General features: G+C 61.0%; 24 protein-coding genes. 7 read left to right on the top strand and 17 right to left on the bottom strand.

The window, feature by feature from the left end; genetic code table 11:
• Positions 1-57: 57 nt before the first annotated feature.
• The 3 genes from UB23_RS27810 (at position 58) to UB23_RS27820 (ending at position 2,414) form a co-directional block, all read left to right on the top strand.
• Complete coding sequence (locus tag UB23_RS27810) at positions 58-735, top strand: isochorismatase family cysteine hydrolase (RefSeq protein ID WP_045062816.1); 678 nt, start codon at positions 58-60, stop codon at positions 733-735.
• Positions 736-740: 5 nt separating this feature from the next.
• Positions 741-2,108, top strand: coding sequence for a purine-cytosine permease family protein (locus tag UB23_RS27815; protein ID WP_045062818.1), 1,368 nt, complete (start codon positions 741-743; stop codon positions 2,106-2,108).
• Positions 2,109-2,186: 78 nt separating this feature from the next.
• Entirely contained in the window at positions 2,187-2,414 is a 228-nt protein-coding gene (locus tag UB23_RS27820) for a DUF6555 family protein (protein ID WP_045062821.1), read from the top strand.
• A 206-nt stretch (positions 2,415-2,620) separates the two neighbouring features.
• Here the strand turns inward: UB23_RS27820 and UB23_RS27825 are convergent, their stop codons facing one another.
• The 4 genes from UB23_RS27825 to UB23_RS27840 all read right to left on the bottom strand — a co-directional run bounded on the left by UB23_RS27825 (position 2,621) and on the right by UB23_RS27840 (position 7,346).
• A complete protein-coding gene (locus UB23_RS27825) occupies positions 2,621-3,967 on the bottom strand; it encodes a glutamine synthetase family protein (protein WP_045062823.1) in 1,347 nt (448 codons plus the stop codon).
• 22 nt (positions 3,968-3,989) lie between these two features.
• Entirely contained in the window at positions 3,990-4,544 is a 555-nt protein-coding gene (locus UB23_RS27830) for a helix-turn-helix domain-containing protein (RefSeq protein WP_045062824.1), read from the bottom strand.
• Between the two features lie 25 nt (positions 4,545-4,569).
• Positions 4,570-5,859 carry an NAD(P)/FAD-dependent oxidoreductase gene (locus UB23_RS27835; RefSeq protein ID WP_045062827.1) on the bottom strand — a complete coding sequence of 430 codons (1,290 nt, stop codon included), beginning with the start codon at positions 5,857-5,859 and terminating at the stop codon, positions 4,570-4,572.
• A 284-nt stretch (positions 5,860-6,143) separates the two neighbouring features.
• Positions 6,144-7,346, bottom strand: coding sequence for an NAD(P)/FAD-dependent oxidoreductase (locus UB23_RS27840; RefSeq protein ID WP_045062829.1), 1,203 nt, complete (start codon positions 7,344-7,346; stop codon positions 6,144-6,146).
• Between the two features lie 273 nt (positions 7,347-7,619).
• Here UB23_RS27840 and UB23_RS27845 point away from each other — a divergent pair, with 273 nt between their 5' ends.
• Entirely contained in the window at positions 7,620-8,171 is a 552-nt protein-coding gene (locus UB23_RS27845) for an RrF2 family transcriptional regulator (protein ID WP_045062831.1), read from the top strand.
• 19 nt (positions 8,172-8,190) lie between these two features.
• On the opposite strand, the gene UB23_RS27850 is transcribed toward UB23_RS27845, so the two are convergent.
• Together UB23_RS27850 and UB23_RS27855 are read right to left on the bottom strand one after the other, a co-directional pair.
• Positions 8,191-8,526 (bottom strand): hypothetical protein, encoded by a 336-nt coding sequence (locus UB23_RS27850; RefSeq protein WP_045062833.1) that lies wholly within the window; start codon positions 8,524-8,526, stop codon positions 8,191-8,193.
• Positions 8,527-8,600: 74 nt separating this feature from the next.
• Positions 8,601-8,813 (bottom strand): hypothetical protein, encoded by a 213-nt coding sequence (locus UB23_RS27855; RefSeq protein ID WP_045062835.1) that lies wholly within the window; start codon positions 8,811-8,813, stop codon positions 8,601-8,603.
• Positions 8,814-8,984: 171 nt separating this feature from the next.
• Between UB23_RS27855 and UB23_RS27860 the strand changes: the two genes are divergently transcribed.
• Positions 8,985-9,224 carry a hypothetical protein gene (locus UB23_RS27860; protein WP_045062836.1) on the top strand — a complete coding sequence of 80 codons (240 nt, stop codon included), beginning with the start codon at positions 8,985-8,987 and terminating at the stop codon, positions 9,222-9,224.
• A gap of 56 nt (positions 9,225-9,280) precedes the next feature.
• On the opposite strand, the gene UB23_RS27865 is transcribed toward UB23_RS27860, so the two are convergent.
• Positions 9,281-9,472 carry an SPOR domain-containing protein gene (locus UB23_RS27865; protein WP_045062838.1) on the bottom strand — a complete coding sequence of 64 codons (192 nt, stop codon included), beginning with the start codon at positions 9,470-9,472 and terminating at the stop codon, positions 9,281-9,283.
• A 204-nt stretch (positions 9,473-9,676) separates the two neighbouring features.
• Here UB23_RS27865 and UB23_RS27870 point away from each other — a divergent pair, with 204 nt between their 5' ends.
• A complete protein-coding gene (locus UB23_RS27870) occupies positions 9,677-10,039 on the top strand; it encodes an NUDIX hydrolase (RefSeq protein ID WP_045062840.1) in 363 nt (120 codons plus the stop codon).
• A gap of 21 nt (positions 10,040-10,060) precedes the next feature.
• On the opposite strand, the gene UB23_RS27875 is transcribed toward UB23_RS27870, so the two are convergent.
• The 8 genes from UB23_RS27875 to UB23_RS27915 all read right to left on the bottom strand — a co-directional run bounded on the left by UB23_RS27875 (position 10,061) and on the right by UB23_RS27915 (position 17,652).
• Entirely contained in the window at positions 10,061-10,828 is a 768-nt protein-coding gene (locus tag UB23_RS27875; RefSeq protein ID WP_045062842.1) for a 1,6-dihydroxycyclohexa-2,4-diene-1-carboxylate dehydrogenase, read from the bottom strand.
• A gap of 41 nt (positions 10,829-10,869) precedes the next feature.
• Entirely contained in the window at positions 10,870-11,883 is a 1,014-nt protein-coding gene (benC, locus tag UB23_RS27880) for a benzoate 1,2-dioxygenase electron transfer component BenC (protein WP_045062844.1), read from the bottom strand.
• 10 nt (positions 11,884-11,893) lie between these two features.
• On the bottom strand, positions 11,894-12,382 hold the full coding sequence (gene benB / locus UB23_RS27885) for a benzoate 1,2-dioxygenase small subunit (protein WP_045062847.1): 489 nt from the start codon (positions 12,380-12,382) through the stop codon (positions 11,894-11,896).
• Positions 12,382-13,743 carry a benzoate 1,2-dioxygenase large subunit gene (gene benA / locus UB23_RS27890; protein WP_045062848.1) on the bottom strand — a complete coding sequence of 454 codons (1,362 nt, stop codon included), beginning with the start codon at positions 13,741-13,743 and terminating at the stop codon, positions 12,382-12,384. The genes benB and benA overlap by 1 nt, the downstream gene beginning before the upstream one ends.
• A gap of 247 nt (positions 13,744-13,990) precedes the next feature.
• Positions 13,991-14,950 (bottom strand): AraC family transcriptional regulator, encoded by a 960-nt coding sequence (locus UB23_RS27895; RefSeq protein ID WP_045062850.1) that lies wholly within the window; start codon positions 14,948-14,950, stop codon positions 13,991-13,993.
• A 271-nt stretch (positions 14,951-15,221) separates the two neighbouring features.
• Entirely contained in the window at positions 15,222-16,151 is a 930-nt protein-coding gene (gene catA, locus UB23_RS27905) for a catechol 1,2-dioxygenase (RefSeq protein WP_045062856.1), read from the bottom strand.
• A gap of 51 nt (positions 16,152-16,202) precedes the next feature.
• On the bottom strand, positions 16,203-16,493 hold the full coding sequence (catC, locus tag UB23_RS27910) for a muconolactone Delta-isomerase (RefSeq protein ID WP_045062858.1): 291 nt from the start codon (positions 16,491-16,493) through the stop codon (positions 16,203-16,205).
• A 10-nt stretch (positions 16,494-16,503) separates the two neighbouring features.
• Entirely contained in the window at positions 16,504-17,652 is a 1,149-nt protein-coding gene (locus UB23_RS27915; RefSeq protein WP_177328605.1) for a muconate cycloisomerase family protein, read from the bottom strand.
• Between the two features lie 127 nt (positions 17,653-17,779).
• On the opposite strand from UB23_RS27915, the gene UB23_RS27920 reads away from it, so the two are divergent.
• Positions 17,780-18,685: a LysR family transcriptional regulator gene (locus UB23_RS27920; RefSeq protein ID WP_045062861.1), complete on the top strand. Its 906-nt coding sequence runs from the start codon at positions 17,780-17,782 to the stop codon at positions 18,683-18,685.
• A gap of 26 nt (positions 18,686-18,711) precedes the next feature.
• On the opposite strand, the gene UB23_RS27925 is transcribed toward UB23_RS27920, so the two are convergent.
• Entirely contained in the window at positions 18,712-18,951 is a 240-nt protein-coding gene (locus tag UB23_RS27925) for a DUF1652 domain-containing protein (protein ID WP_045062862.1), read from the bottom strand.
• Positions 18,952-19,059: 108 nt separating this feature from the next.
• Positions 19,060-19,959, bottom strand: a complete 900-nt coding sequence (locus UB23_RS27930) for a polysaccharide deacetylase family protein (protein ID WP_045062864.1) — start codon at positions 19,957-19,959, stop codon at positions 19,060-19,062.
• Positions 19,960-20,315 lie beyond the last annotated feature (356 nt).

Below are 20,315 nucleotides of genomic sequence, written 5' to 3' on the forward strand. Positions count from 1 at the left end.
TTGCTTAAGCCAGGCGCGTGCGGTGCATTGTGATTTGCCCATGATCAGGTTTGCCCAATGAACAATAACAACGCGCTGTTGATCATCGACATGCAGCAAGAGGACGGTTTTGTCCTGGAACACTTCGACTCGACGGTGAATAACATCGCCGCCCTGCTCGACACCGCCCGCCAGCAGCGGGTGCCGGTCATCTACACCCGCCACATTAACCAGGCCGACGGCAGTGACATGCCCCGCGGCGAACCCCGGGCGGCCGATGGCGGGCCGAGCAGTTACCGCGCCGGCACCCGTCAGGTGGAAATCCTTGAACGCCTGGCGCCCCGCGCCGACGAACTGATCGTAGACAAAGGACGCTACAGCGCTTTCCACCGCACCGACCTGGATGCCAGGCTAAAGGCGCTGGGGGTCGAAACCTTGATCGTCAGTGGCGTGCTGACCGATGTCTGCGTGCTCAGCAGCGTGCTGGACGCTTTCGCCCTGGGCTATCACGTCCGGCTGGTCAGCGACGCCTGTACCACGACCACCCTGGCGGGGCATTATTCGTCGCTGCTGATCATGGCCAACTGGGTGTATGCGCTGGAAATCCTCACCTGCGCCCAATGCCTGCGCGCCCTGTGCGACCGCGCTTACGTGAGCCTGGTGCCACAGCAGCCGGACCAGTTCGCGCACCAGCCCCATGAGCTGGAAAACACCATCGCCCGCCTCCACAGCCACCTCGTCCGGACCCAGGAGTGATCGCCATGCAAGTCGAAAAAAGAAGCATCGATTTCATCCCGCCGTCCGAGCGCCACGGTCAACCGGGCTCGCTGTTTTTCATTTGGTTCGGCGCCAACATGAACATCACTACCATAGCCTCCGGCGTGTTGCCGGTGGTGCTGGGTTTGAACCTGTTCTGGAGTGCCGTGGCGATCATCGTCGGCTCACTCCTGGGGGCGATATTCATGGCTTCGCATTCCGCCCAGGGCCCGAAGCTGGGCATCCCTCAGATGATCCAGAGCAGGGCGCAATTCGGTGTGCTGGGCGCAGTGCTGCCGCTGCTGTTCGTGATGCTGATCTACCTGGGGTTCTTCGTCAGCAATACCCTGCTCGCGGCCCAGGCCGTGGAGTCGGTCAGCCCACTGCCGGCGACCGGTAATATCTACCTGATCGGCGCGTTGTGCTTCGTCGTCGCGCTGTATGGCTACCGGCTGATCCATCGCCTGCAGAAGCTGTTGTCGTTGCTCTCGCTGCTGATATTTGCGGCCGCCACCCTGTTCGCGCTGCAACTGCCGATCCCCGGCGAGCAATGGCTGCCGACGGGCTTTGTCCTGTCGAAGTTCCTGGTGGCGGTGAGCATTGCGGTGACCTGGCAACTGTCCTATGCGCCTTACGTCGCCGACTACTCACGCTACCTGCCGCAGGAAACCTGCAGCGCGAAAGTATTCTGGTACAGCTATGCGGGCACGGTCACTGGCGGCGCGTGGATGATGATTCTCGGCGCGATCCTGTGCGTCGGTATCGACGACTTTTCCAGCAACGTCGGCGGGCATGTGGCCGGATTGTTCGGCAGCGGTGCGGTGTTGCTGTTCATCTTCATACTTTACGGCCAGGTAGCGATCAACGTCTTCAACCTGTACGGAGCGTTCATGTCGACCATCACCGTGATCGAACCCTTCGCCCGGTTCAAGGTGACGCCGCGGGTACGGGGGCTGTTCTTGCTGGTTATCAGCCTGGTGGCCACGGCGTTGTGCACCATCAGCCAGGACGACTTCATCACCTTCTTCCTGAATTTCATCTTCTTCATGAGCTACTTCCTGATCCCGTGGACCGCGATCAATCTGGTGGACTACTACTGCCTGCGCAAAGGTCAGTACCGGATCGATGACATCTTCGACATGAACGGCATTTACGGGCGCATCAACTGGATCGCCTGTGGCAGTTTCCTGCTGGCCATCGCCGTGGAAATTCCGTTCATGAACACCACGTTCTATGTCGGCCCTATCGCCTCGGCGCTGGATGGCGTGGACCTGGCCTGGATCGTCGGGTTGCTGGTTCCGGCGCTGAGTTACTTCAGCCTGATGAAGCTGGGCAACAGGCATCAACCGGCGCTGGAGCAGATTTCGCGCTAGGCCCTCGGGGCGCATCGGAAAAGAAAAGGAACTGGCGATAAGCCATTAGAGTCGTAATGGCTTCGCCTGGAGAATCGGATGCGCCCCCTGCATTTTCAAATCACTTACCGCTTGAACGACGCTCGACAGGTCTTTGTCCAGCCCGATTCACACATGACCGATGCCGATGCCTGGTATTACGCCTGCCTGCACGCGGGTGTCGGCTTGGCCTATGGCGAGGATCCGGCGCAACAGGGTCTGGCTGAACTGCGGGCGCAGGCGCAAAAATGCGGGCTGACCGACGTCAGGTGGGAGGCGCTGCCGTGACGGTGACAGCGGCGCGGTTAAATCCCGGGCAAAAAAAAATCCCAGGCAGCTGATGGACGCCTGGGACTTAAAAATGCATAAACCGTGGTGGTGAACGCGGGGCGAATATTACTTAATATTTCCCACTGTAACAAGATGTTTTAATTAACCATAAAGTTACTAAGGTTTCTAAGCCCTTATATATCCACATGTTTTTTAAGGATGCGTTACATGAACCAGCGATATTCCCGCGCGCTGATTTCGTTCATGAATGCCAAATGATCCTGCCGTTTGTTCTCGCAATACACATCGACAAACTCCGCCCCCAAGCCTTCGCGAACTGAGGCGTGGCCTTGCATGGCCTGCACGGCTTCGAGCATTTGCGTGGGGAAATCAATGCCGCTGGTGCGATCTTCGTTTAACGCAGGTATCGGTTCGCGGCCGGCTTCCAGACCTTGTTCCAGACCGATCAGAATCGCCGCCAGCACCAGGTACGGGTTGGCATCTGCGCCGGCCAGGCGATGTTCGACCCGCAGGTTCCTCGCATCCGAATCCGGCACCCGCAGGCAGGCGTCGCGGTCTTCATAGCCCCAGCTGGCGTGGGTGGCGGTGTTCACCGTGCCACTGAGGCGGCGCATGGCGTTGTGGTTCGGGGCGAAGATCGGCATGCAGTGCGGCAGCACTTCCAGGCACCCGGCGACGGCATGGCGCAAGGGTTGCTGGTTGTTGGCTGCCAGCAGGTTGTTGCCGGCCTCGTCGTAGAGGCTGACGTGCACGTGCATGCCGCTGCCGGGGTGCTGCACGTAGGGTTTGGCCATGAAGCTGGCGCGGTAGTTGTGCTTGAGGGCCACGCCCCGGGTGCTGCGACAGAACAGGGCCGCCCAGTCCGCGGCGCGCAATCCATCATCAAGGTGACCGAAGTTGATCTCGAACTGACCGGGGCCCAACTCGGCCGTGATCACAGTGGTTTCGATACCCTGCTCCCGCGCAGTTTCGACCATGTCATCCAGCACCGTGGAGAAACGCGACAAGCGCTCGATGTGCATGTTCGGCTGGTCATCCGCATCATCGCTAAGCGGGTCCCGGGCGAACTGCGGCAGGCCGTCGCGCAGTTGACGATCAAACAGATAGAACTCCAGTTCGAAGGCAACCACCGGAAAAATGCCTTTGCCCTTGAGCCGCTGCAGCACCTGCGCCAGGACCTCGCGAGGCTCGAATTCGATCGGCTTGGCGGTGCCATCGGAGGTAATCAGCATCTGCCCCAAAGGTTGCTTTTCCCAGTTCACCAGCTTCAGCGTACCGGGCACGAGGCGGCGGGTGGCATCCGGGTCGCCATCGTTGAAGCAGTAGTCACCGATCTTGAACAGGCCGCCCTGGGTGCCCAGCAGCACGCAGTTCTGCGGCAGTTTGAGAACGCTTCCGGCCGCGACCTTTTCGAGCATCTCGATCGGGTAGCGCTTGCCATAGAAGTGCCCGGGGATATCCAGGGCGATCAGGTCGACATAGCGCACCTCCGGAAAGCGCTGACGAAACGCACGTACTTCAGCAACCAGATCAGAGCAGACAGCATCCATCATTGTGTTCCTTGTTGTTTTATCAGGTGTAGACCCAGAGCACGCGGGTAAGCCGGTCACCAAGATTGCCGTAGCGACAATGGGTGTGACTGGCCAGTTGAAAGCTGTCGCCGGTTCGCAGCGTGACGGGCTGGGCGTCATCGAGCCACAACGTCAGCTCGCCTTCGAGCACGTAGCCGCCCTGCTCCGAGCTGTCGTTCATATGCCGGTCGCCACTGCTTGCCCCTGGTTCCAGGCGGCTTTCGAGCATCGAGAACGAGGCGCGCATTTTTGGCGAGACCAGGATGTCGGTGATGCCATCGGCGTAGTACAGGGTGCGGCGCTCGTCCGGGCGGGTGACCCACGGCAGCGCCATGGGTTTGGGCAGACTGTAGAAGTAGGTGGTGGGCACGCCGAGGGTTTCGCTGATGGCCGTCAGGTCTGCCACTGTCGGCCGGGACAACCCACGCTCGACCTGGGAGAGAAAACCCACCGAGCGGCCGATTTTGTCCGCCAGCTCCTTGAGCGTGTACTTTTTGTGTTTGCGCAGGTCCTGGATCAGGATCGCCAGCGCCGATATTTCTTCTTGCATGTCCATCAGAAGGCTCCGGAAATTGTGCGGTTCACAGACTGTCGCGCAGTCGATACCAGGCCTTGCCCACGGCTTCGAGCGGCGCGGCCAGGTACTTGCCGCCGGGAAAACGCTCGTTGACCAGCCCTTGGTACAGCGCAAGGTCATCCGGCTGGCCGAGTATCGCGTCGGACACCGCGCGGGCCCCGGCCAGTGTCGGCAGCACGCCGTGGCCGGAGTAGCCCTGCAGCCAGTAAAGGTCACCCCGACGACCAATGTCGGGCGTGCGCTTGAGGGTCAGATCGATGTGCCCGCCCCAGGCGTATTCCAGTTCCACGCCTTTGAGTTGGGGAAACACCCGCTCCAGAAACGGCCGGGTCGCGGCGCTGATGTCCTTGGGCATGCCCCCCAGGTAAGTGCAGCCGCCGCCGAACAGCAGGCGGTGATCCGGCGTGCGCCGAAAGTAATCGAGCACGAATTGATTGTCGGTCACGCACACATTGCGCGGCAGCAGTGCAATCGCCTGCTGCTCTGCCAGCGGTGCGGTTGCGACCTGATAGGTGCCGACCGGCAGTACGCAACTCGACAGTTGCGGGTCCAGTTGATCCAGGTACGCATTGCACGCCAGCACCAGTACATCGGCGCGAATGCGCCCACGCTCGGTGGTGACCACATACCCGCCGCGTTCCTGGCGATAATCCAGCGCCTTGCTCTGTTCATGGATACGGCCGCCGGCTCGCTCGATGGCGGCGGCCAGGCCGAGTGCCAGTTTCAGCGGGTTGAGGTGCCCGCCTTCGGGGTCGAACAGCCCGGCCTGGTAACGGTCACTCGCCACCCAGTTCGGCAACTCCGCCCGGGGAATGAACTGCAAGGCGTCGTGGCCCCACTTGTGGCTGGCCTCGTGTTGCCACTGCGTGAGCAGGCTGACCCGTCGCGGCATCACTGAGGTCCAGAGATGGCCGGGGCGGTAATCGCAGTCGAAATAATGCCGCCCGGGCAGGTCCCGCAGTTCCCTCGCCGCCCAGCGCATGCTGTCCCACAGACGCCGCGCGCGCTCGTACCCCAAAGCGGCCTCCAGCGGCGGCATGTCGCAAGACCAGCCAAGAATGGCCTGCCCGCCATTGCGCCCGGACGCCGCCCACGCCACCCGACTGGCTTCCAGCAACGTCACGCGTTTGCCGGCGAGCGCCAGGCGCAAGGCCGTGTGCAACCCGCTGAACCCCCCCCCGATGATCAGCACCTCGGTGTCCTGCTCGCCCACCAGCGGGTCGCGCTCTACCAGCCGATCGGCGCAGGTGTGGGCGTAATAGCTGGGGACATGCTGGGAGGATTGGTGAAACATGCGGGCCTCATGAAATTTTATTATTTAAATTTCATGAAAATTTACACAGATTATTTCACATAGGCAAGTGTTCATCCCTGGGGCCGACGTGCGCCTACGTCGTGCCGTGAGTCGTCATATGCCGTCGTATGCCGTCGTATGCCGTCGTGCGCCGTCATGCGCCGTCGTGTAGGAGCTGCCGAGTGCAACGAGGCTGCGATCTTTTGGCGGCTGCCCTCAAAAGAACAGGATCAAAAGATCGCAGCCTCGTTGCACTCGACAGCTCCTACGGGGCAATCAGGCAATCAGGCAATCGGGATCAGCGGATCGGCAGCGGCCCACGCGGATTCACGATTGGCTGCAGGCGGATAGATCCATTGGGTGTTGATCTGGGTCTTCAACGCTTTGCCTTCCTGACGGACCAGCTTGACCTGGCGATCCCACCCTTCGGTGTACACCGCACCCCAGGCCCCGAGGTCCAGGCAGGTCACGTACTTGGGCTGGCTGTAGGGCGTCGGGGCGACACCGAGCAATTGGGCGGCGACGTTGTTGCCGGCGTGGCGACCGAGGACGATGGCATGCTGGCAGGTCATCAGAGCATGGTTGCCGATGTCATCGGACGCCGCGTAGGCCACATCGCCGGTGGCAAAGATGTCGTCCTGGCCAATCACTTTCAGGTGGCTGTCCACATGCAGGCGGCCCAAGGCATCGCGCTCGCCGGGGATCTGTTCGGTGAGCGAGCTGGCACGTACGCCGGTGGTCCAGATCACGGTACTGGCTTCAATGCGCTGCCGATCGGCCAAGGTCACTCCGTCGGCATCGACGCCGGCCACCGACGATTTCAAGCGCCACTCCACGCCCACTTCGGCGCTGGCTTGAGCGATGGAAACGCTGATGTCGGCGCCCATCGATGCGCCAATTTTCTCGCCGCGATCAACGATGATCACCTTGATATCCGCCGCTTCGCCAAGAATGGCGCGCAGCCGGGCCGGCATCTCAGTCGCTGTTTCAATCCCGGTGAAGCCACCGCCCGCCACCACCACGGTGTTACGCGCGGCGCTGTCCGGCTGGTCGGCGAGGGATTTGAGGTGTTGCTCCAGGCGCACGGCCTGTTCGATCTGGTCAACGTCAAAAGCGTGTTCGTTCACCCCCGCAGTGCCCGACCGTGCCAGGCGGCTGCCGGTGGCCAGAACGAGTTTGTCGTAGCTGCACAGCTGTTGGGCGCCCGCCGCATCCAGGTAACCCACCTGCTTGTTGTGGACGTCGATGGTTTCAGCCCGGCCCTTGATGAACCGTACGCCGACCGCATCGAACAGCTCGCCGATGGGCGCAGCCAGTTGGTGGGCATTGGGCTCGTAGAAGCGCGGTCGCACTCGCAGCTCGGCCTGCGGAGCCAGGACGGTGACCTCGACCGAATCGTGACCATGAAGATCGAACAGGCGTGTGGCGCTCAATGCTGTCCACATGCCACCGAAACCTGCGCCGATTACCAGAATGTGCTGTTTCATCTTTGACTCCAGGGGAAGACCCGATATTGGAATTGTTTGAGGTCACGCTGAATGATCACCGTGCCGCTCCGAATAACGGCGACTGTATTAGTCCTAGTTAGCCGAAGCAATCGATTTTTTTTGATGGTTGCCATCGACGTCATTGATGGCCGAACGGGAAAGGGTTTTGCAGATAAGCAGGCCTTAGCGCAGAGATGCGGGGCTTTGGGCCCGACGTTGCCCTGCCCGCAGCCGGCTGTTAATATTGGCGACAAATTTAGTCTGAGATAAAACATGTCTCTTTACAGCGCGGGCGTCGAGTACGGCATTCATTGCCTGCTTTTTCTGGTGGGCAACCGTGGCGAGACCCGGGAGGCGAGCGTGCGCGACCTTGCCGAGCTGCAAGGAGTACCGCTGGATTACCTGGCCAAGATCTTTACCCGGCTGGCCAAGGCCAAGCTGGTGAGTGCCACCGAGGGCGTGCGCGGCGGGTTCAAGCTGGCCCGCCCTGCTGACGAAATCAGCCTGCTCGACATCGTCAATGCGATCGATGGCCAGAAGCTGATTTTCGACTGCAAGGAAATACGCGGGCGGTGTGCGTTATTCGAGGGAAATACGCCCGAGTGGGCGCTGGATGGCCACTGTTCAGTACACGGCGCCATGATGGTGGCGCAAAAGCGCATGGAAGAAGCACTGGCCCAGCAGACCATTCTTGATCTGGCGAGGAAGGTCGGGCGCAAGGCCCCGGCAGAATTCTCCGAGCAGGTGGACACCTGGATCACTGATCGGCGCGACAGGAAAAGCGCCAGCGCCCAAGGCATCCCGCTGACCGACATCAGCGACTGAACACCAGCGCGGCTGAAGCCTACAGGCAGTCGCGCACGGCCTGACGCAGCGCGCCGGATTTGGCCCAGGGCGGCCCCTGGTACAGGGACACGCGGCTGCCATTCTTGTTCTTCACGATATCGAGGATCTCGTCTGCGGTGATCATGCCGGGGGCATTGATCCGGTAGCCGTTGGAGATCGAGGTCTGGCGCGTGGCCGAGACTTGCTTCTGCCATAACGGCAAGACGCACGCGGCGTACTCCTTGGGTGGCTTCTCGCTGTACTTGCTGACGTTCGGTTCACCGGGCACGACGGAAGCGGGCAATGAACAACCCGCCAGTGTCGCCAGCATGATTCCTGCGATGAGCATCCGCATGAAGGTTTCCTTCGCTTAAAAAGGAAAATGTAGCGCGTGCCGGCGCAGACATCCATCTGATACACAAAAGCTCATCATTGCCCGTTGTTATCGGGCGTCTCGTAAGTTCGCGCATTCAGGTAATTCATCCAGCGCTCATAGGCCTCGTGTTGCCATTGAGTGACCCGCTCCCACTCCGGGCCGCTGAGCTGATGGGCGGAGATCAGCTTCATCATTTCCGTGGTGGCCGTATCCAGATCAACGATCAGCTCATGGGCGTGAAACCTGAAATCATCGGTGGTCGTCATTTGAAAGTGACCTCTACACAGCGCGAAATCGCTACTCCAATACGACAGCGCCGCTGCGGGCTCGCTTAATCTTCCCGACCAAAGGCAAACGCCTGCGCGCAGCGACACAACTTCCGTCACGGTGAAAAGGGTCTAGTATTCCGAGACGGAGAATCATTGCAGGAGGTCAGCATGTGGCTTAACGAATCGGAACAGCAACTTCGGCGGGACTTGCAGGGCGTTGCCTCGGACCTGCGCTGGTCGGCGGTAGAGCTTTTGCGCATTGCCGAGCAATTCCAGCAGGCGGGCAACGAGGTGGACGCCAAAGCCGCCAAGCGCCTGTGTGAAGTGCTTCAAGGGGATGAAGAGCGCCTGGCGCAGTATGCCGGGGAAGTGAAGGCCAGGGCGATCACGCGCACCCAGGCGCACTGAGCGAACGGGTGGCGAGGGAGCATGCTCCCCCGCCACCGCACATTTAACGCAAGCCGCTACTGTTTAGTGGCAGGTCTGGGCGATCTGTCGCGGTAGCCGGGCAAGGACGCCGCAAAGGCCAGCGCCTCCTCGCGGCTGGCAAACGCGCCCAGACGGTCGCCTTTGGTGCAGACACGCCAAGGGCCATTGTTCACGCTGAGCACGTCGTAACCGTTCATATGCATCTTGTTTAGCATCGGTACACTCATGACAACCTCCGTTGCGCCATCATCTCCAGGATTGACCTCCCTACCTTACACCTGCTCCTGGCGAACGTACTGACCAGACGTCGTGACGGCAGCGATTGCACTTTCACCCTCCTCCCGGGCTCCAATCATCTGAAACCCTACGCTGCACGGTCTGAATATTGCAGTTTCATGACATTATTGTGACAGCCAATATCTGGATAGAGCATGAAAGTACGCGCCACCGTTATCTGCGAGCAGGATCGCCACATACTTCTGGTACGCAAGCATAGATGCCGCTGGACCCTGCCCGGAGGCAAGGTCGAGCGCGGCGAAACCGTTGCGGACGCGGCCAGACGCGAGCTTCAGGAGGAAACCAGCCTGGGGGTCGACGAGCTTTTGTACCTGATGGCACTGGAATCCGGCGACACCTGTCACCACGTGTACGAAGCGTCGGTGGTGGATTACGAGGTCGCGCGGCCGACCAATGAAATCGTCGACTGCATCTGGCACCCGCTCGATTCGGTGCACAATCTGAGCACCAACGATGCCACGCTGCGCATCGTCAGGGCGTTCCAGCGTCGGCTCTAGGGTTGCTCATGCCCGGGCCTGTCAGCCCTGGTCGCCGCCACCCACGGGCATGACCATGCCGGTGATGTAGGAGGCGTCGTCGCTGGCCAGAAACAGAATTGCACCTGCCTGCTCATCAAGCGTGCCATAGCGTTTCATCAGGCTGCTATCGAGCGTCTGGTCGACGATCTGCTGGTACCACACCTTCTCTTCGGCACTCTGTTCGGCGTTGTTGCGCGGGATGACCCGTGGCGGCGCATCGGTGCCGCCGGGGGCCGTGGCATTGACGCGAACGCCACGCCCGGCCGTTTCGAACGCCAGGCACGCGGTCAGTGCGTTGACCCCGCCTTTCGCCGCACCGTAGGGCACACGGTTGATGCTGCGAGTGGCAATGGAGGAGACGTTGACGATCGCCCCGCTGCCCTGCTCCAGCATGAGCGGCATTGCGGCATGGCAGCACCACAGGGTCGGGAACAGCGAGCGACGCACTTCGGCTTCGATCTGCGACGCTTCGTAGTGCTCGAAAGGCTTGGCCCAGATCGTCCCGCCGACGTTGTTGATCAGGATGTCCAGGCGACCAAAACGTTCAACGGCGGCCTGCATCACGCGCTCGCATTCGCTGTATTGCTCGAGATCGGCGGTCAGCGCGAAACTGTCCTGACCCAGTTGCTGTTGCAGCTCGAACACCAGCTCGGAGCGGTCGACCAGGATCAGTCGCGCACCTTCGGCCGCCATGCGTTCGGCGACCCGCCGGCCGATGCCTTGCGCGGCGCCGGTGATCAGGGCGACTTTTTCGTGGAATCTGTTCATGTGTACCTCGATGGCTCAGGTGCAGCAGTTCTTTTACGGGCTCACGCCGCGCTGGCGGCGAATTTCTCGTAGTAGAAATTGGCCGGGGCGATGCCCTGTTCGCGAATGTACTGGCTGACCGCCTCGACCATCGGCGGCGGGCCGCACAGGTAGACGTCTACGTCACCATCGTTCAGATGCCGTGGCTCGATGTGCTGGGTCACATAGCCCTTGAGCGGGTGCTGGCTGTCAGGGCTGGCCACGCAGGCGCTGAAGCTGAAGTTGGGGATGCGGGCGGCGAAGGCTTCGAGGCGATCGAGTTCCACCAGGTCGAAATCATGGGTCACGCCATAAATCAGGTGCAACGGATGCTCACTGCCCTGCTCGGCGATCTTCTCCAGCATCGCTGTAAATGGCGCCAGCCCGGTGCCACCGGCCAGCAGCAACAACGGACGACGGATGTCGCGCAGGTAGAAGCTGCCCAATGGCCCGGCCAGGCTCATGCTGTCGCCGGCCTTGGCCATGCCGGTGAGAAAACTGCTCATCAGCCCCCCAGGCACGTTGCGAATCAGGAAGCTCACTTCGCCGTCATGCTGCAGCGAGCTGAAGGAGTAGGCGCGGGTCTGGGTACTGCCCGGGACCCCAAGGTTCACATATTGCCCCGGCAGGAACGCCAGTTTGTTCAGGGCCTCGCCCTTGATCGACAGCGCAATGGTGCTGTCGGACAGCTGGCGCACGGCGCTGATGGTTGCTTCAAAGCTGGCCTGCCGGGTGCGGCAGACATCCGAGGAAGCCGGCACCCGCACCACGCAGTCGCTCTGGGCGCGCATCTGGCAGGTGAGGACAAAACCCTGTTCGGCTTCGTCGGCAGTCAGGGCGTCATCAATGTATTCCTCGCCCAAGTCATAACGACCGGCTTCGGCAAAACACTTGCAGGTACCGCAGGCGCCGTCGCGGCAGTCCAGCGGGATGTTGATGCCCTGGCGATACGCGGCATCGGCCACGGTTTCACCTGGATTGGCGTCGATGAACCGGGTGACGCCGTCTTCGAAATTGAATGCGATGGAATGAGTCATGGCGACGGCCTCACAAATGGTAGACATCAATGACCTGACGAACATAGTCGTTCTTCAGGATCACTTTCTTGGCCTTGATCAGCGGGTTGTCACCGCGCATGTCCAGGGTGTAGAAACTGCTGCCGAAGTAGCTGTCGACGGTCTTGTAGCGAAAGCTCAGGGTGTGCCAGTTGAAGCGCACCTTGCAGATGCCGTCGGCCTGTTCCAGCAGTTCGATGTTGCTCAGGTTATGCGAGGTGCGGGTGTCCGGCACGCTGGCGCTGGAGCGTTCGGTCTTGATGCGGAACACGCGGTCTTCAAGGCCGGTGCGATTGCCGTACCAGATCAGCGAGATTTCCCGCTGCGGGTCCTCGGTCAGCTCGTCGTTGTCGTCCCAGGACGGCATCCAGAAGGTCGCGTCCGGCGCGTACAGTTCCAGCCATTCATCCCACTGGCGATCGTCGAGGTAGCGCGCTTCGCGGTAGAGGAAATCGCGCACGGATTCGTAGGTAATGGTCATCACACTGTCTCCACGTCGATCAGCTTCGCCTGCTCGGCGGCCAGCGCCTTGAGCATGGTCTGCTGCCAGTACTTGTGCTGCAGCACGAACAGACCTTCGTCTTCGGTGCGCACGCCGCTGAGCAACGGCTGCAGGTCGATTTCCCTGGCTGCCTCATCGGCGCCTTCGACCCAGTGCTCGGCACCGCGGGACATGTCGTTCCAGGCGGTGACGCTGCCCTGGTAACCGGTCTGGCAGGAACGAAACTCTTCGAGATCGTCCGGCGTCGCCATACCGCTGACGTTGAAGAAGTCCTCGTACTGGCGAATGCGGCTGGAGCGCGCGTGATCGCTTTCGCCTTTAGGCGCGATGCAGTAGATGGTGATTTCCGTGCGGTTGACCGAGATCGGCCGGGCAATGCGGATCTGCGAGCTGAACTGGTCCATCAGGTACACGTTGGGGTACAGGCACAGGTTGCGCGAGTTTTCGATCATCCAGTCGGCGCGAGCCTTGCCGAAGTCCTGGGCGAGCTCGTCGCGGCGCTCGTACAGTGGGCGGTCTTCCGGGTTGGCCCAGCGGGTCCAGAGCAGCATGTGCCCCTTGTCGAAGGAATAGAAACCACCGCCCTGCTTGGCCCAGCTGCCGGCGCTCATGGTCGGGTTGGTATCGCCGGCCTCGCGCTGCTTGCGCTGGTTCTGGGTGGCGGCATAGTTCCAGTGCACGGAGCTGACGTGGTAGCCGTCGGCACCGTTTTCCGCAGTGAGTTTCCAGTTGCCTTCGTAGATGTAGCTGGAAGAACCGCGCAACACTTCGAGGCCATCGGCGGATTGATCGACGATCATGTCGATGATCTTGGCCGATTCGCCAAGGTGTTCCACCAGCGGGACTACGTCGGCCTTGAGGCTGCCGAACAGGAAGCCGCGATAGGATTCGAAACGGGCGACCCGGGTCAGGTCGTGGGAGCCTTCGCAGTTGAAGCTCGCCGGGTAACCGGCCGCCGCCGGGTCCTTGACCTTGAGCAGCTTGCCGGAATTGTTGAAGGTCCAGCCGTGGAACGGGCAGGTATAGGAGCTCTTGTTGCCGGATTTGTGCCGGCACAGCATCGCGCCGCGGTGACTGCAGGCGTTGATGAAGGCGTTGAGTTCACCGTCCTTGTTGCGCGCGATGAAGATCGACTGGCGCCCCATGGTGGTGGTGTAGAAATCGTTTTTGTTGGGGATCTGGCTTTCGTGGGCGAGGTACAGCCAGTTGCCTTCGAAGATGTGTTCCATCTCGAGGTCGAACAGCCGCGGGTCGGTGAACATCTCGCGTTTGCAGCGATAGATGCCCTGCTCTGGATCGTCTTCAAGCAGGGATTGCAGGTATTCGGGTCGCAGGGTCATGGCCGCCGCCTCCATTGTTTTTATTTCAGGCAGGGCCATGCTAGGACGGGGGGACGGGACGGACTATCCGCTGGGTGCAGACCTGTATCCGTTTAGTGCAGCTCTGTGTGGCCGCTGCGTGGGAGCTGCGTAGGAGCTGTCGAGTGCAACGAGGCTGCGATCTTTTGATCTTGAAAAGCAAAGTCAAAAGATCGCAGCCTCGTTGCACTCGACAGCTCCTACAGAGTTATTGGTGGTGTTTGCGGGTTCAATGCCGGCGCTTGAGGGTGTCCGAGGGCAGTTCGCCGAACTGTTTGCGGTAGCTGTCGGAGAACCGTCCCAGGTGCAGGAAGCCGTAATCCATCGCCACTTCGGTGACGTTGCGCACGATGCAGGTCGGGTCGCTGAGGCAAGCGTTGACTCGTTCCAGGCGCTTCTGGCGGATGTAGTTTTTCGGCGTGGTGCAGGCGTTGCGTTCAAACAGGCCATATAACGAACGCAGGCTCATGCTGGCCTGGCGCGCGAGTTCCTCGCTGTCGATGTCGTGCTTGAGATTGCGGGCGATGTAATCGGCAATCGCTTCGAACGTCGCAGCCTGGGAACCGAGTTCCAGGCGGCTGACGTTGGTCTTCATCAGGCTGAGCATCTTGCTGACGATGATCTGCGTGTAGTGCTCCTGCACCCGGGGAATCTGCTCGGTGGCCTCGGCCTCCTGGCAAATCATCGCCAGCAGGTTGACGAAACCTTCCAGTTCATTGAGCTGGTAGCGGTTTTCCAGAAAGCGTACGCCCTGCCCCGGATAACGCCAGCGCTGCTCGTCGCAGACCGACTCCAGCAACGAGGCAGGGACTTTGAGGATGAATTTTTCGCAATCGTCGGAATAGGTCAGATCCACCGGATCGTCGGGGTTGATCAGCAGCAATTCGCCGGGGGCGAAGTAATGCTCCTGGGCGTGACCACGCCACAGGCAATTGCCGCGCAATAACACTTGCAGGTGATAGATGGTTTCCAGCGCGCCCGAGGTGACGCGAACGCTGCCGCCGTAGCTGATACGGCACAGGTCGAGGCTGGCGAATTTGCGATGATTGAGACTGGCCAGGGGTTGCCCGGCACGGGGCATCAGGATGCAATGGTTGCCAACATGCTGATTGACGTAGCCCGACACGGCGTAGGGGTCGGCATGGTCGAATACCGTGCTGCGCTGACTCAACAGTTGCGCGTGCATCATCGGGTCACTCTCGTTGTTGTTATAGATGTTCTGGTCATTCTAGAGCAGTACCGGCACCGATGTACGAGTTGACCGACACGTGGGAGCGGGCAAATCTTGCAGGAGCCTTACGCATCGCCATCGCCGGCAAGCCTGGCTCCTGCAGATTTGTGGCGAGCCAAAATCCCGCGTACACCCGGGCCCCTGTGGGAGCCTGGCTTGCCAGCGATGGCGGCATCACATTCACCATCGCCATCGGGGGCAAGCCGGGCTCCTGCAGGTTGTACGGGGATCAGTTTTCGAGTGCGCGAACCCGCTCCATGCGTTGCTGCTCTTGCGGCTGGGCCGAGGACTGCAAGGTGAAGTCGAAGACGATTTCAGCAAAGCGGCCGCTGACACCGTAGGCCGCAGCGCGGGCCTGGTCTTCGCTGAAGGTGATTTTGGCGATCAACTCGTCACGGGTGGCGTAGGCGAAGTCATCGTGCAGGTACTCATCGCCGTCCAGGTTGATCTGGGTGGTGAGGTGGCGATGGTCTGCGGCCGAGATGAAGAAATGGATATGTGCCGGGCGCTGGCCGTGACGGCCCAGTTGGTCGAGCAGTTGCTGGGTCGGGCCATCCGGTGGGCAGCCGTAGCCGGACGGCACGATGCTGCGGAAGCGATAACGACCCTCGGCGTCGGTCACAATGCGCCGGCGCAGGTTGAATTCCGATTGGCTGCTGTCGAAGTAGGAGTAAGTCCCACCGGTATTGGCCTGCCAGACGTCTACCACCGCACCTGCCAGAGGTTCGCCAGCGGTATTGAGCACCTGGCCCTGCATGAACAGCGGCACGCCCGGATCAATGCCATCGTCGAGTCGAGCCTCGAAGTTGGACAAGGGGGCACCGGCCACGTACAGCGGGCCTTCGATGGTGCGCGGGGTGCCGCCAGCCTTGCCGGCCTGCTCGTCTTCGGCATCCATCAACAGATCCAGATAGTGTTCCAGCCCCAGGCCCGCGACCACCAGCCCGGCCTCCTGGCGCGAACCCAGCACATTGAGGTAGTTGACGGCTTTCCAGAACTCTTCCGGCGTTACCGCCAGGTCTTCGATGATGTTCACCGAGTCACGCAGGATGCGGTAGATCAGCGCCTTGACCCGCGGGCTGCCAGCATCGTTGTGCAGGCCGCTGGCTTCTTCGAGAAATTGCTGGGCAGCAGCAGTGTGGGAAATCTTGACGTTCATGGTGGTTCCTCATCTTGTAATTATTAGCGTAGCGAACTGAACAGGCTGGGTTCAGCGGTCATCCTCGCGAATCGACGAAGGATGCCGGCACATCGCGGTGACTTCGATCGCCATGTACGGGTAGAGCGGCAATTGCATCAGCAGGTCGTGCAGTTCCTGGACACTGTCGACGTCGAACACGCTGTAGTTGGCATACAGCCCGGCAATGCGCCAAATGTGGCGCCACTTGCCCTGGTCTTGCAGGCGCTGGGAGAAGGCCTTTTCGTCAGCCTTGAGCCTGGTGGCCAACTCGGTATTCATGTCGACCGGCAGGTTCACGGTCATCTTTACGTGGAACAGCATGATGCACTCCTCAGACTTGATGAAGAACAGTGGAAGACTTGTCGCGGCGGAAAAACGCCAGGCGCTCTTCGTCCAGTTTCAGGCCCAGGCCCGGGGTGGTCGGTACATGCAACTCGAAATCGCGATACTCCAGCGGTTCGCTGAGGATGTCTTCAGTCAGCAGCAGCGGGCCGAACAATTCGGTGTCCCAGGCCAGTTTGTTCAGGGTGATGAACGCCTGGGCCGAGGCCATGGTGCCGATGCCGCCTTCGAGCATGGTGCCGCCGTACAGCGCAATACCTGCCGCTTCGGCGATGGCCGCGGTCTTGAGCACTGCGCGCGGGCCGCCATTCTTGGCGATCTTCAGGGCGAAGATCGACGCGGCGCCCTCACGGGCCAGGTTGAAGGCGTCTTCCACACATTCGATGGATTCATCGGCCATGATCGGCGCCGGGCTCATGGCGTTCAGGCGCGCCATGCCGGCGCGGTTGTTGCGCGAGATCGGCTGTTCGATCAGGTCGATGCCGTTGGTGCCGAGAATTCGGCAGGCACGGATGGCCACCGCTTCGTCCCAGGCCTGGTTGACGTCCACCCTGACGCTGGCGCGATCACCCAGGGCTTTCTTGATGGCGATCACATGCGCCAGGTCGCGATTGACTTCACCGGCGCCGATTTTCAACTTGAAGATGCGATGGCGGCGCAGGTCGAGCATTTGCTCCGCTTCGGCGATGTCCTTGGCGGTATCGCCACTGGCCAGGGTCCAGGCCACCGGCAGCGCATTGCGCACCCGGCCACCGAGCAATTCGCTGACCGCCAGGCCCAGGCGCTTGCCCTGGGCGTCGAGCAAGGCGGTTTCGATACCTGACTTGGCGAAAGTGTTGCCACGGATGCTGCGCTCCAGGCGCAACATTGCAGCATTCACATTGGCGCTGTCCTGGCCCAGCAGCAGCGGTGCGAAGTGGCGGTCGATGTTGGTCTTGATGCTGTCCGGGCTCTCGTTGCCATACGCCAGGCCACCGATGGTGGTGGCTTCGCCGATGCCTTCGATGCCGTCGGCGCAACGCACGCGAATGATCACCAGCGTCTGGTTCTGCATGGTGTGCATGGCCAGCTTGTGCGGGCGAATGGTCGGCAGATCGACGATGATCGTCTCGATCGATTCAATGGCTGTTGCAAGCATTTCGATACCCGTCAGGTTCTTGGAGTTCTGGACCCGATTCTGGTACGGCTTTTTTCTGGAAGCCAATATAGAATTGGTCTGACTTGATACCTTAAAGGTATGCAGCCGATCAGCTTTTGGAGGTTCCATGGAACTGCGTCACCTGCGCTATTTTCAGGTGCTGGCGAAAACCCTCAACTTCACCCGCGCCGCTGAGCTGCTGCACATCGCGCAACCGCCCCTCAGCCGGCAGATTCAACAGCTGGAGGATGAGCTGGGCGTGATGTTGCTGGAGCGCGGCCGGCCGTTGAAGTTGACCGATGCCGGCCGGTTCTTCCATGAACATTCCAGTGCGCTTCTGGAACAGCTGGGCAAGGTGTGCGACAACACCCGGCGCATAGGCCAGGGGGAAAAGACCTGGCTGGGCATCGGTTTTGCGCCATCGACGCTTTATGGGGTGCTGCCGGAATTGATCCGGCGCTTGCGCAGCGGCGAGCCACTGGAGCTGGAACTTGGGCTGTCGGAATTGACCACGCTCCAGCAGGTCCATGCCCTCAAGGCTGGCAGGATCGATATCGGCTTTGGACGAATCCGCATCGACGACCCGGCCATTATCCAGACCGTGCTCACCGAAGACCGGCTGGTCGCCGCCCTCCCCGCCGGCCACCCACTGCTGGGCGCGCCGATCAGCCTGCGGGAGCTGGCCAGGGAACCGTTCGTACTGTACCCGGGCAATCCGCGGCCAAGTTATGCCGACCATGTGATCGCCCTGTTCGAGTCTTATGGTGTGAGCATCCAGGTGGCGCAATGGACCAATGAGTTGCAGACCGCGATCGGCCTGGTCGGGGCTGGCATCGGCGTCACCCTGGTGCCGGCGTCTGTGCAGTTGTTGCACCGTGACGACATTGGGTTTACGGCACTGCTGGAGGACAACGCGACTTCACCGATCATCCTCAGCCGGCGGGCGGGCGATGTGTCGCCGGGGTTGAAGCACTGCCTGCAGATGATCGATGAGTTGTTGCCGCGCGCGCTGGAATCCACTCAGGACACCTGAGCTGCAGCCTGGGGCAGGAAGCCCGCTCAACCGGCGAACGCGCGGCGCCCGGCGTTCATTTCCGTGCGCAGTTCGGCAATGAGGTTGTTGATGTCGCGGATGGTGGCCAGGTCCGCTGTGGAGACATTGCGGACCAGCAGCACAACCTCGTGGGTATCAGGATCGAATACGGTGATTTCCAGCAATCCCAGGCTCTCCGTGCATTCACAGGACAGCGGCTCGAAACCGGATTCCACAATACTGGAAAGGACTGCAATGGGGACCATGGCTGACGACTCTGGCGGCAGTTAATGGAAAAGATCCCATTGACGATAGATGCACTTGGCCCATTGCGCGCACGCCAAATGTTATCCAGCTCTCACTTTGAGCGTTTTTCAGCGTGAATCCCCAGACCAGATCCAGTTCCACAGGCCCGGCAGTTGCACCGGCTGCGAACTGTCGCGCACGGTGCGCGCCAGAGCGGCCCGTTGCAGAGCAGCGGTGTCATCATAAAAAGGTTTTTGCGCAACCGTCACCCCTGTCTCCCGGGCGCTGTCGAGGAGAATCTGCAGATACTCGCGCGCATGCCTTGCGGTGTAGCGGTTGAGATCATGAAAGGTCACCACCACGGGAATCACACCGTCCACCACCGGCAATTGACCTTGCGCGATACGCTCGCGAACTTCGGACATCGACCGCAGCATATGCGATCGCCGCCGCGGGCTGGCGTTAAACCCCCAGATCTTGCCGTCGTTGGCACTGAGGTCCGTCAGCAGCATGTGCAGGCCGTGCCGCTGATAGGCGGCGAAGGTGCGCTTGTCGTAACTCCAGAACGGCGGCCGCAGCAGGACAGGCGCCGCGCCGGTGATCGCGGCGATATCGGCGCTGCCATTGGCGAGCGATTGCTCCAGCGCCTGATCGTCCAGGGATCGATGGTTGCTGTGTCCGGGGGTGGCGGTGTGAAAGCCGATGACATGACCTTCAGCCTGTTCCCGACGCATGACCTCGCGCCCAATCTCACTGCCCCCGGCCCTGGAAGCCCGGGTCTGCACGAAAAACACCGCCTTGATGTGCGGTTGCAGCGGATTTTGCGCGAGGCTGTCGAGAACAGTCAGCGTCGGGTTCCAGAAACTTGAAGCACTGGGGCCGTCGTCGAAGGTCAGTAAAAAGCGGATGGGAGGTTGCGCCGTTAAACGTTGTTCGGTTTGCGGGGTCATTGCTATAGGCGCAGCAATGCAGCCGACCAGCCCGGTGGCTAGAACCAGTGGAGCGAGGAGTTTGTACAGCTGTTTCATGGTTTGCCTTGGCCAGGCGATGCGGTGGATCAGTCTACATTGATGGTGAATGATAAGCCGCCATCGCGAGCAAGCTTTGCTCCCACAGGTATCACTATTCACAAGTGCACATTTCAAATGAGGTGCACGAACAAACAAGCGCAGCGCGCCTGCTTGACGCCTTGGTCGGCCCGAAGGCCGCCTCGGCTCGGTTTTTGATCGCGGACGCCCCGTTAACCACGCTGGCCGAACGCAGGCATTGCGCAGCGGGGAAACCGGCAAGGATGCCGGTTTAGCCGCGCTGGGCCAGGGATGGCCCATCGCGGCGACCCGCGGAGTAATGCCGGAGTGAGAGCACACCGAGCCTGAGCGAGGTC

Source organism: Pseudomonas sp. ES3-33, from assembly GCF_000952175.1.
In the GTDB taxonomy this organism is placed as follows: Bacteria; Pseudomonadota; Gammaproteobacteria; order Pseudomonadales; family Pseudomonadaceae; genus Aquipseudomonas; species Aquipseudomonas gregormendelii.

Excerpts from the sequence above, each read along its gene's own strand:
- benC (WP_045062844.1), bottom strand. The coding sequence starts at position 11,883 with ATGACTCATTCCATCGCATTCAATTTCGAAGACGGCGTCACCCGGTTC.
- UB23_RS27840 (WP_045062829.1), bottom strand. The coding sequence starts at position 7,346 with ATGAAACAGCACATTCTGGTAATCGGCGCAGGTTTCGGTGGCATGTGG.
- UB23_RS27895 (WP_045062850.1), bottom strand. The coding sequence starts at position 14,950 with ATGATGCACGCGCAACTGTTGAGTCAGCGCAGCACGGTATTCGACCAT.
- benB (WP_045062847.1), bottom strand. The coding sequence starts at position 12,382 with ATGACCATTACCTACGAATCCGTGCGCGATTTCCTCTACCGCGAAGCG.
- UB23_RS27870 (WP_045062840.1), top strand. The coding sequence starts at position 9,677 with ATGAAAGTACGCGCCACCGTTATCTGCGAGCAGGATCGCCACATACTT.
- UB23_RS27925 (WP_045062862.1), bottom strand. The coding sequence starts at position 18,951 with ATGGTCCCCATTGCAGTCCTTTCCAGTATTGTGGAATCCGGTTTCGAG.
- UB23_RS27835 (WP_045062827.1), bottom strand. The coding sequence starts at position 5,859 with ATGTTTCACCAATCCTCCCAGCATGTCCCCAGCTATTACGCCCACACC.
- UB23_RS27820 (WP_045062821.1), top strand. The coding sequence starts at position 2,187 with ATGCGCCCCCTGCATTTTCAAATCACTTACCGCTTGAACGACGCTCGA.
- UB23_RS27810 (WP_045062816.1), top strand. The coding sequence starts at position 58 with ATGAACAATAACAACGCGCTGTTGATCATCGACATGCAGCAAGAGGAC.
- UB23_RS27920 (WP_045062861.1), top strand. The coding sequence starts at position 17,780 with ATGGAACTGCGTCACCTGCGCTATTTTCAGGTGCTGGCGAAAACCCTC.
- UB23_RS27830 (WP_045062824.1), bottom strand. The coding sequence starts at position 4,544 with ATGGACATGCAAGAAGAAATATCGGCGCTGGCGATCCTGATCCAGGAC.
- catC (WP_045062858.1), bottom strand. The coding sequence starts at position 16,493 with ATGCTGTTCCACGTAAAGATGACCGTGAACCTGCCGGTCGACATGAAT.
- catA (WP_045062856.1), bottom strand. The coding sequence starts at position 16,151 with ATGAACGTCAAGATTTCCCACACTGCTGCTGCCCAGCAATTTCTCGAA.
- UB23_RS27825 (WP_045062823.1), bottom strand. The coding sequence starts at position 3,967 with ATGGATGCTGTCTGCTCTGATCTGGTTGCTGAAGTACGTGCGTTTCGT.
- UB23_RS27845 (WP_045062831.1), top strand. The coding sequence starts at position 7,620 with ATGTCTCTTTACAGCGCGGGCGTCGAGTACGGCATTCATTGCCTGCTT.
- UB23_RS27850 (WP_045062833.1), bottom strand. The coding sequence starts at position 8,526 with ATGCGGATGCTCATCGCAGGAATCATGCTGGCGACACTGGCGGGTTGT.
- UB23_RS27915 (WP_177328605.1), bottom strand. The coding sequence starts at position 17,652 with ATGCTTGCAACAGCCATTGAATCGATCGAGACGATCATCGTCGATCTG.
- UB23_RS27860 (WP_045062836.1), top strand. The coding sequence starts at position 8,985 with ATGTGGCTTAACGAATCGGAACAGCAACTTCGGCGGGACTTGCAGGGC.
- benA (WP_045062848.1), bottom strand. The coding sequence starts at position 13,743 with ATGACCCTGCGACCCGAATACCTGCAATCCCTGCTTGAAGACGATCCA.
- UB23_RS27865 (WP_045062838.1), bottom strand. The coding sequence starts at position 9,472 with ATGAGTGTACCGATGCTAAACAAGATGCATATGAACGGTTACGACGTG.
- UB23_RS27855 (WP_045062835.1), bottom strand. The coding sequence starts at position 8,813 with ATGACGACCACCGATGATTTCAGGTTTCACGCCCATGAGCTGATCGTT.
- UB23_RS27930 (WP_045062864.1), bottom strand. The coding sequence starts at position 19,959 with ATGAAACAGCTGTACAAACTCCTCGCTCCACTGGTTCTAGCCACCGGG.
- UB23_RS27875 (WP_045062842.1), bottom strand. The coding sequence starts at position 10,828 with ATGAACAGATTCCACGAAAAAGTCGCCCTGATCACCGGCGCCGCGCAA.
- UB23_RS27815 (WP_045062818.1), top strand. The coding sequence starts at position 741 with ATGCAAGTCGAAAAAAGAAGCATCGATTTCATCCCGCCGTCCGAGCGC.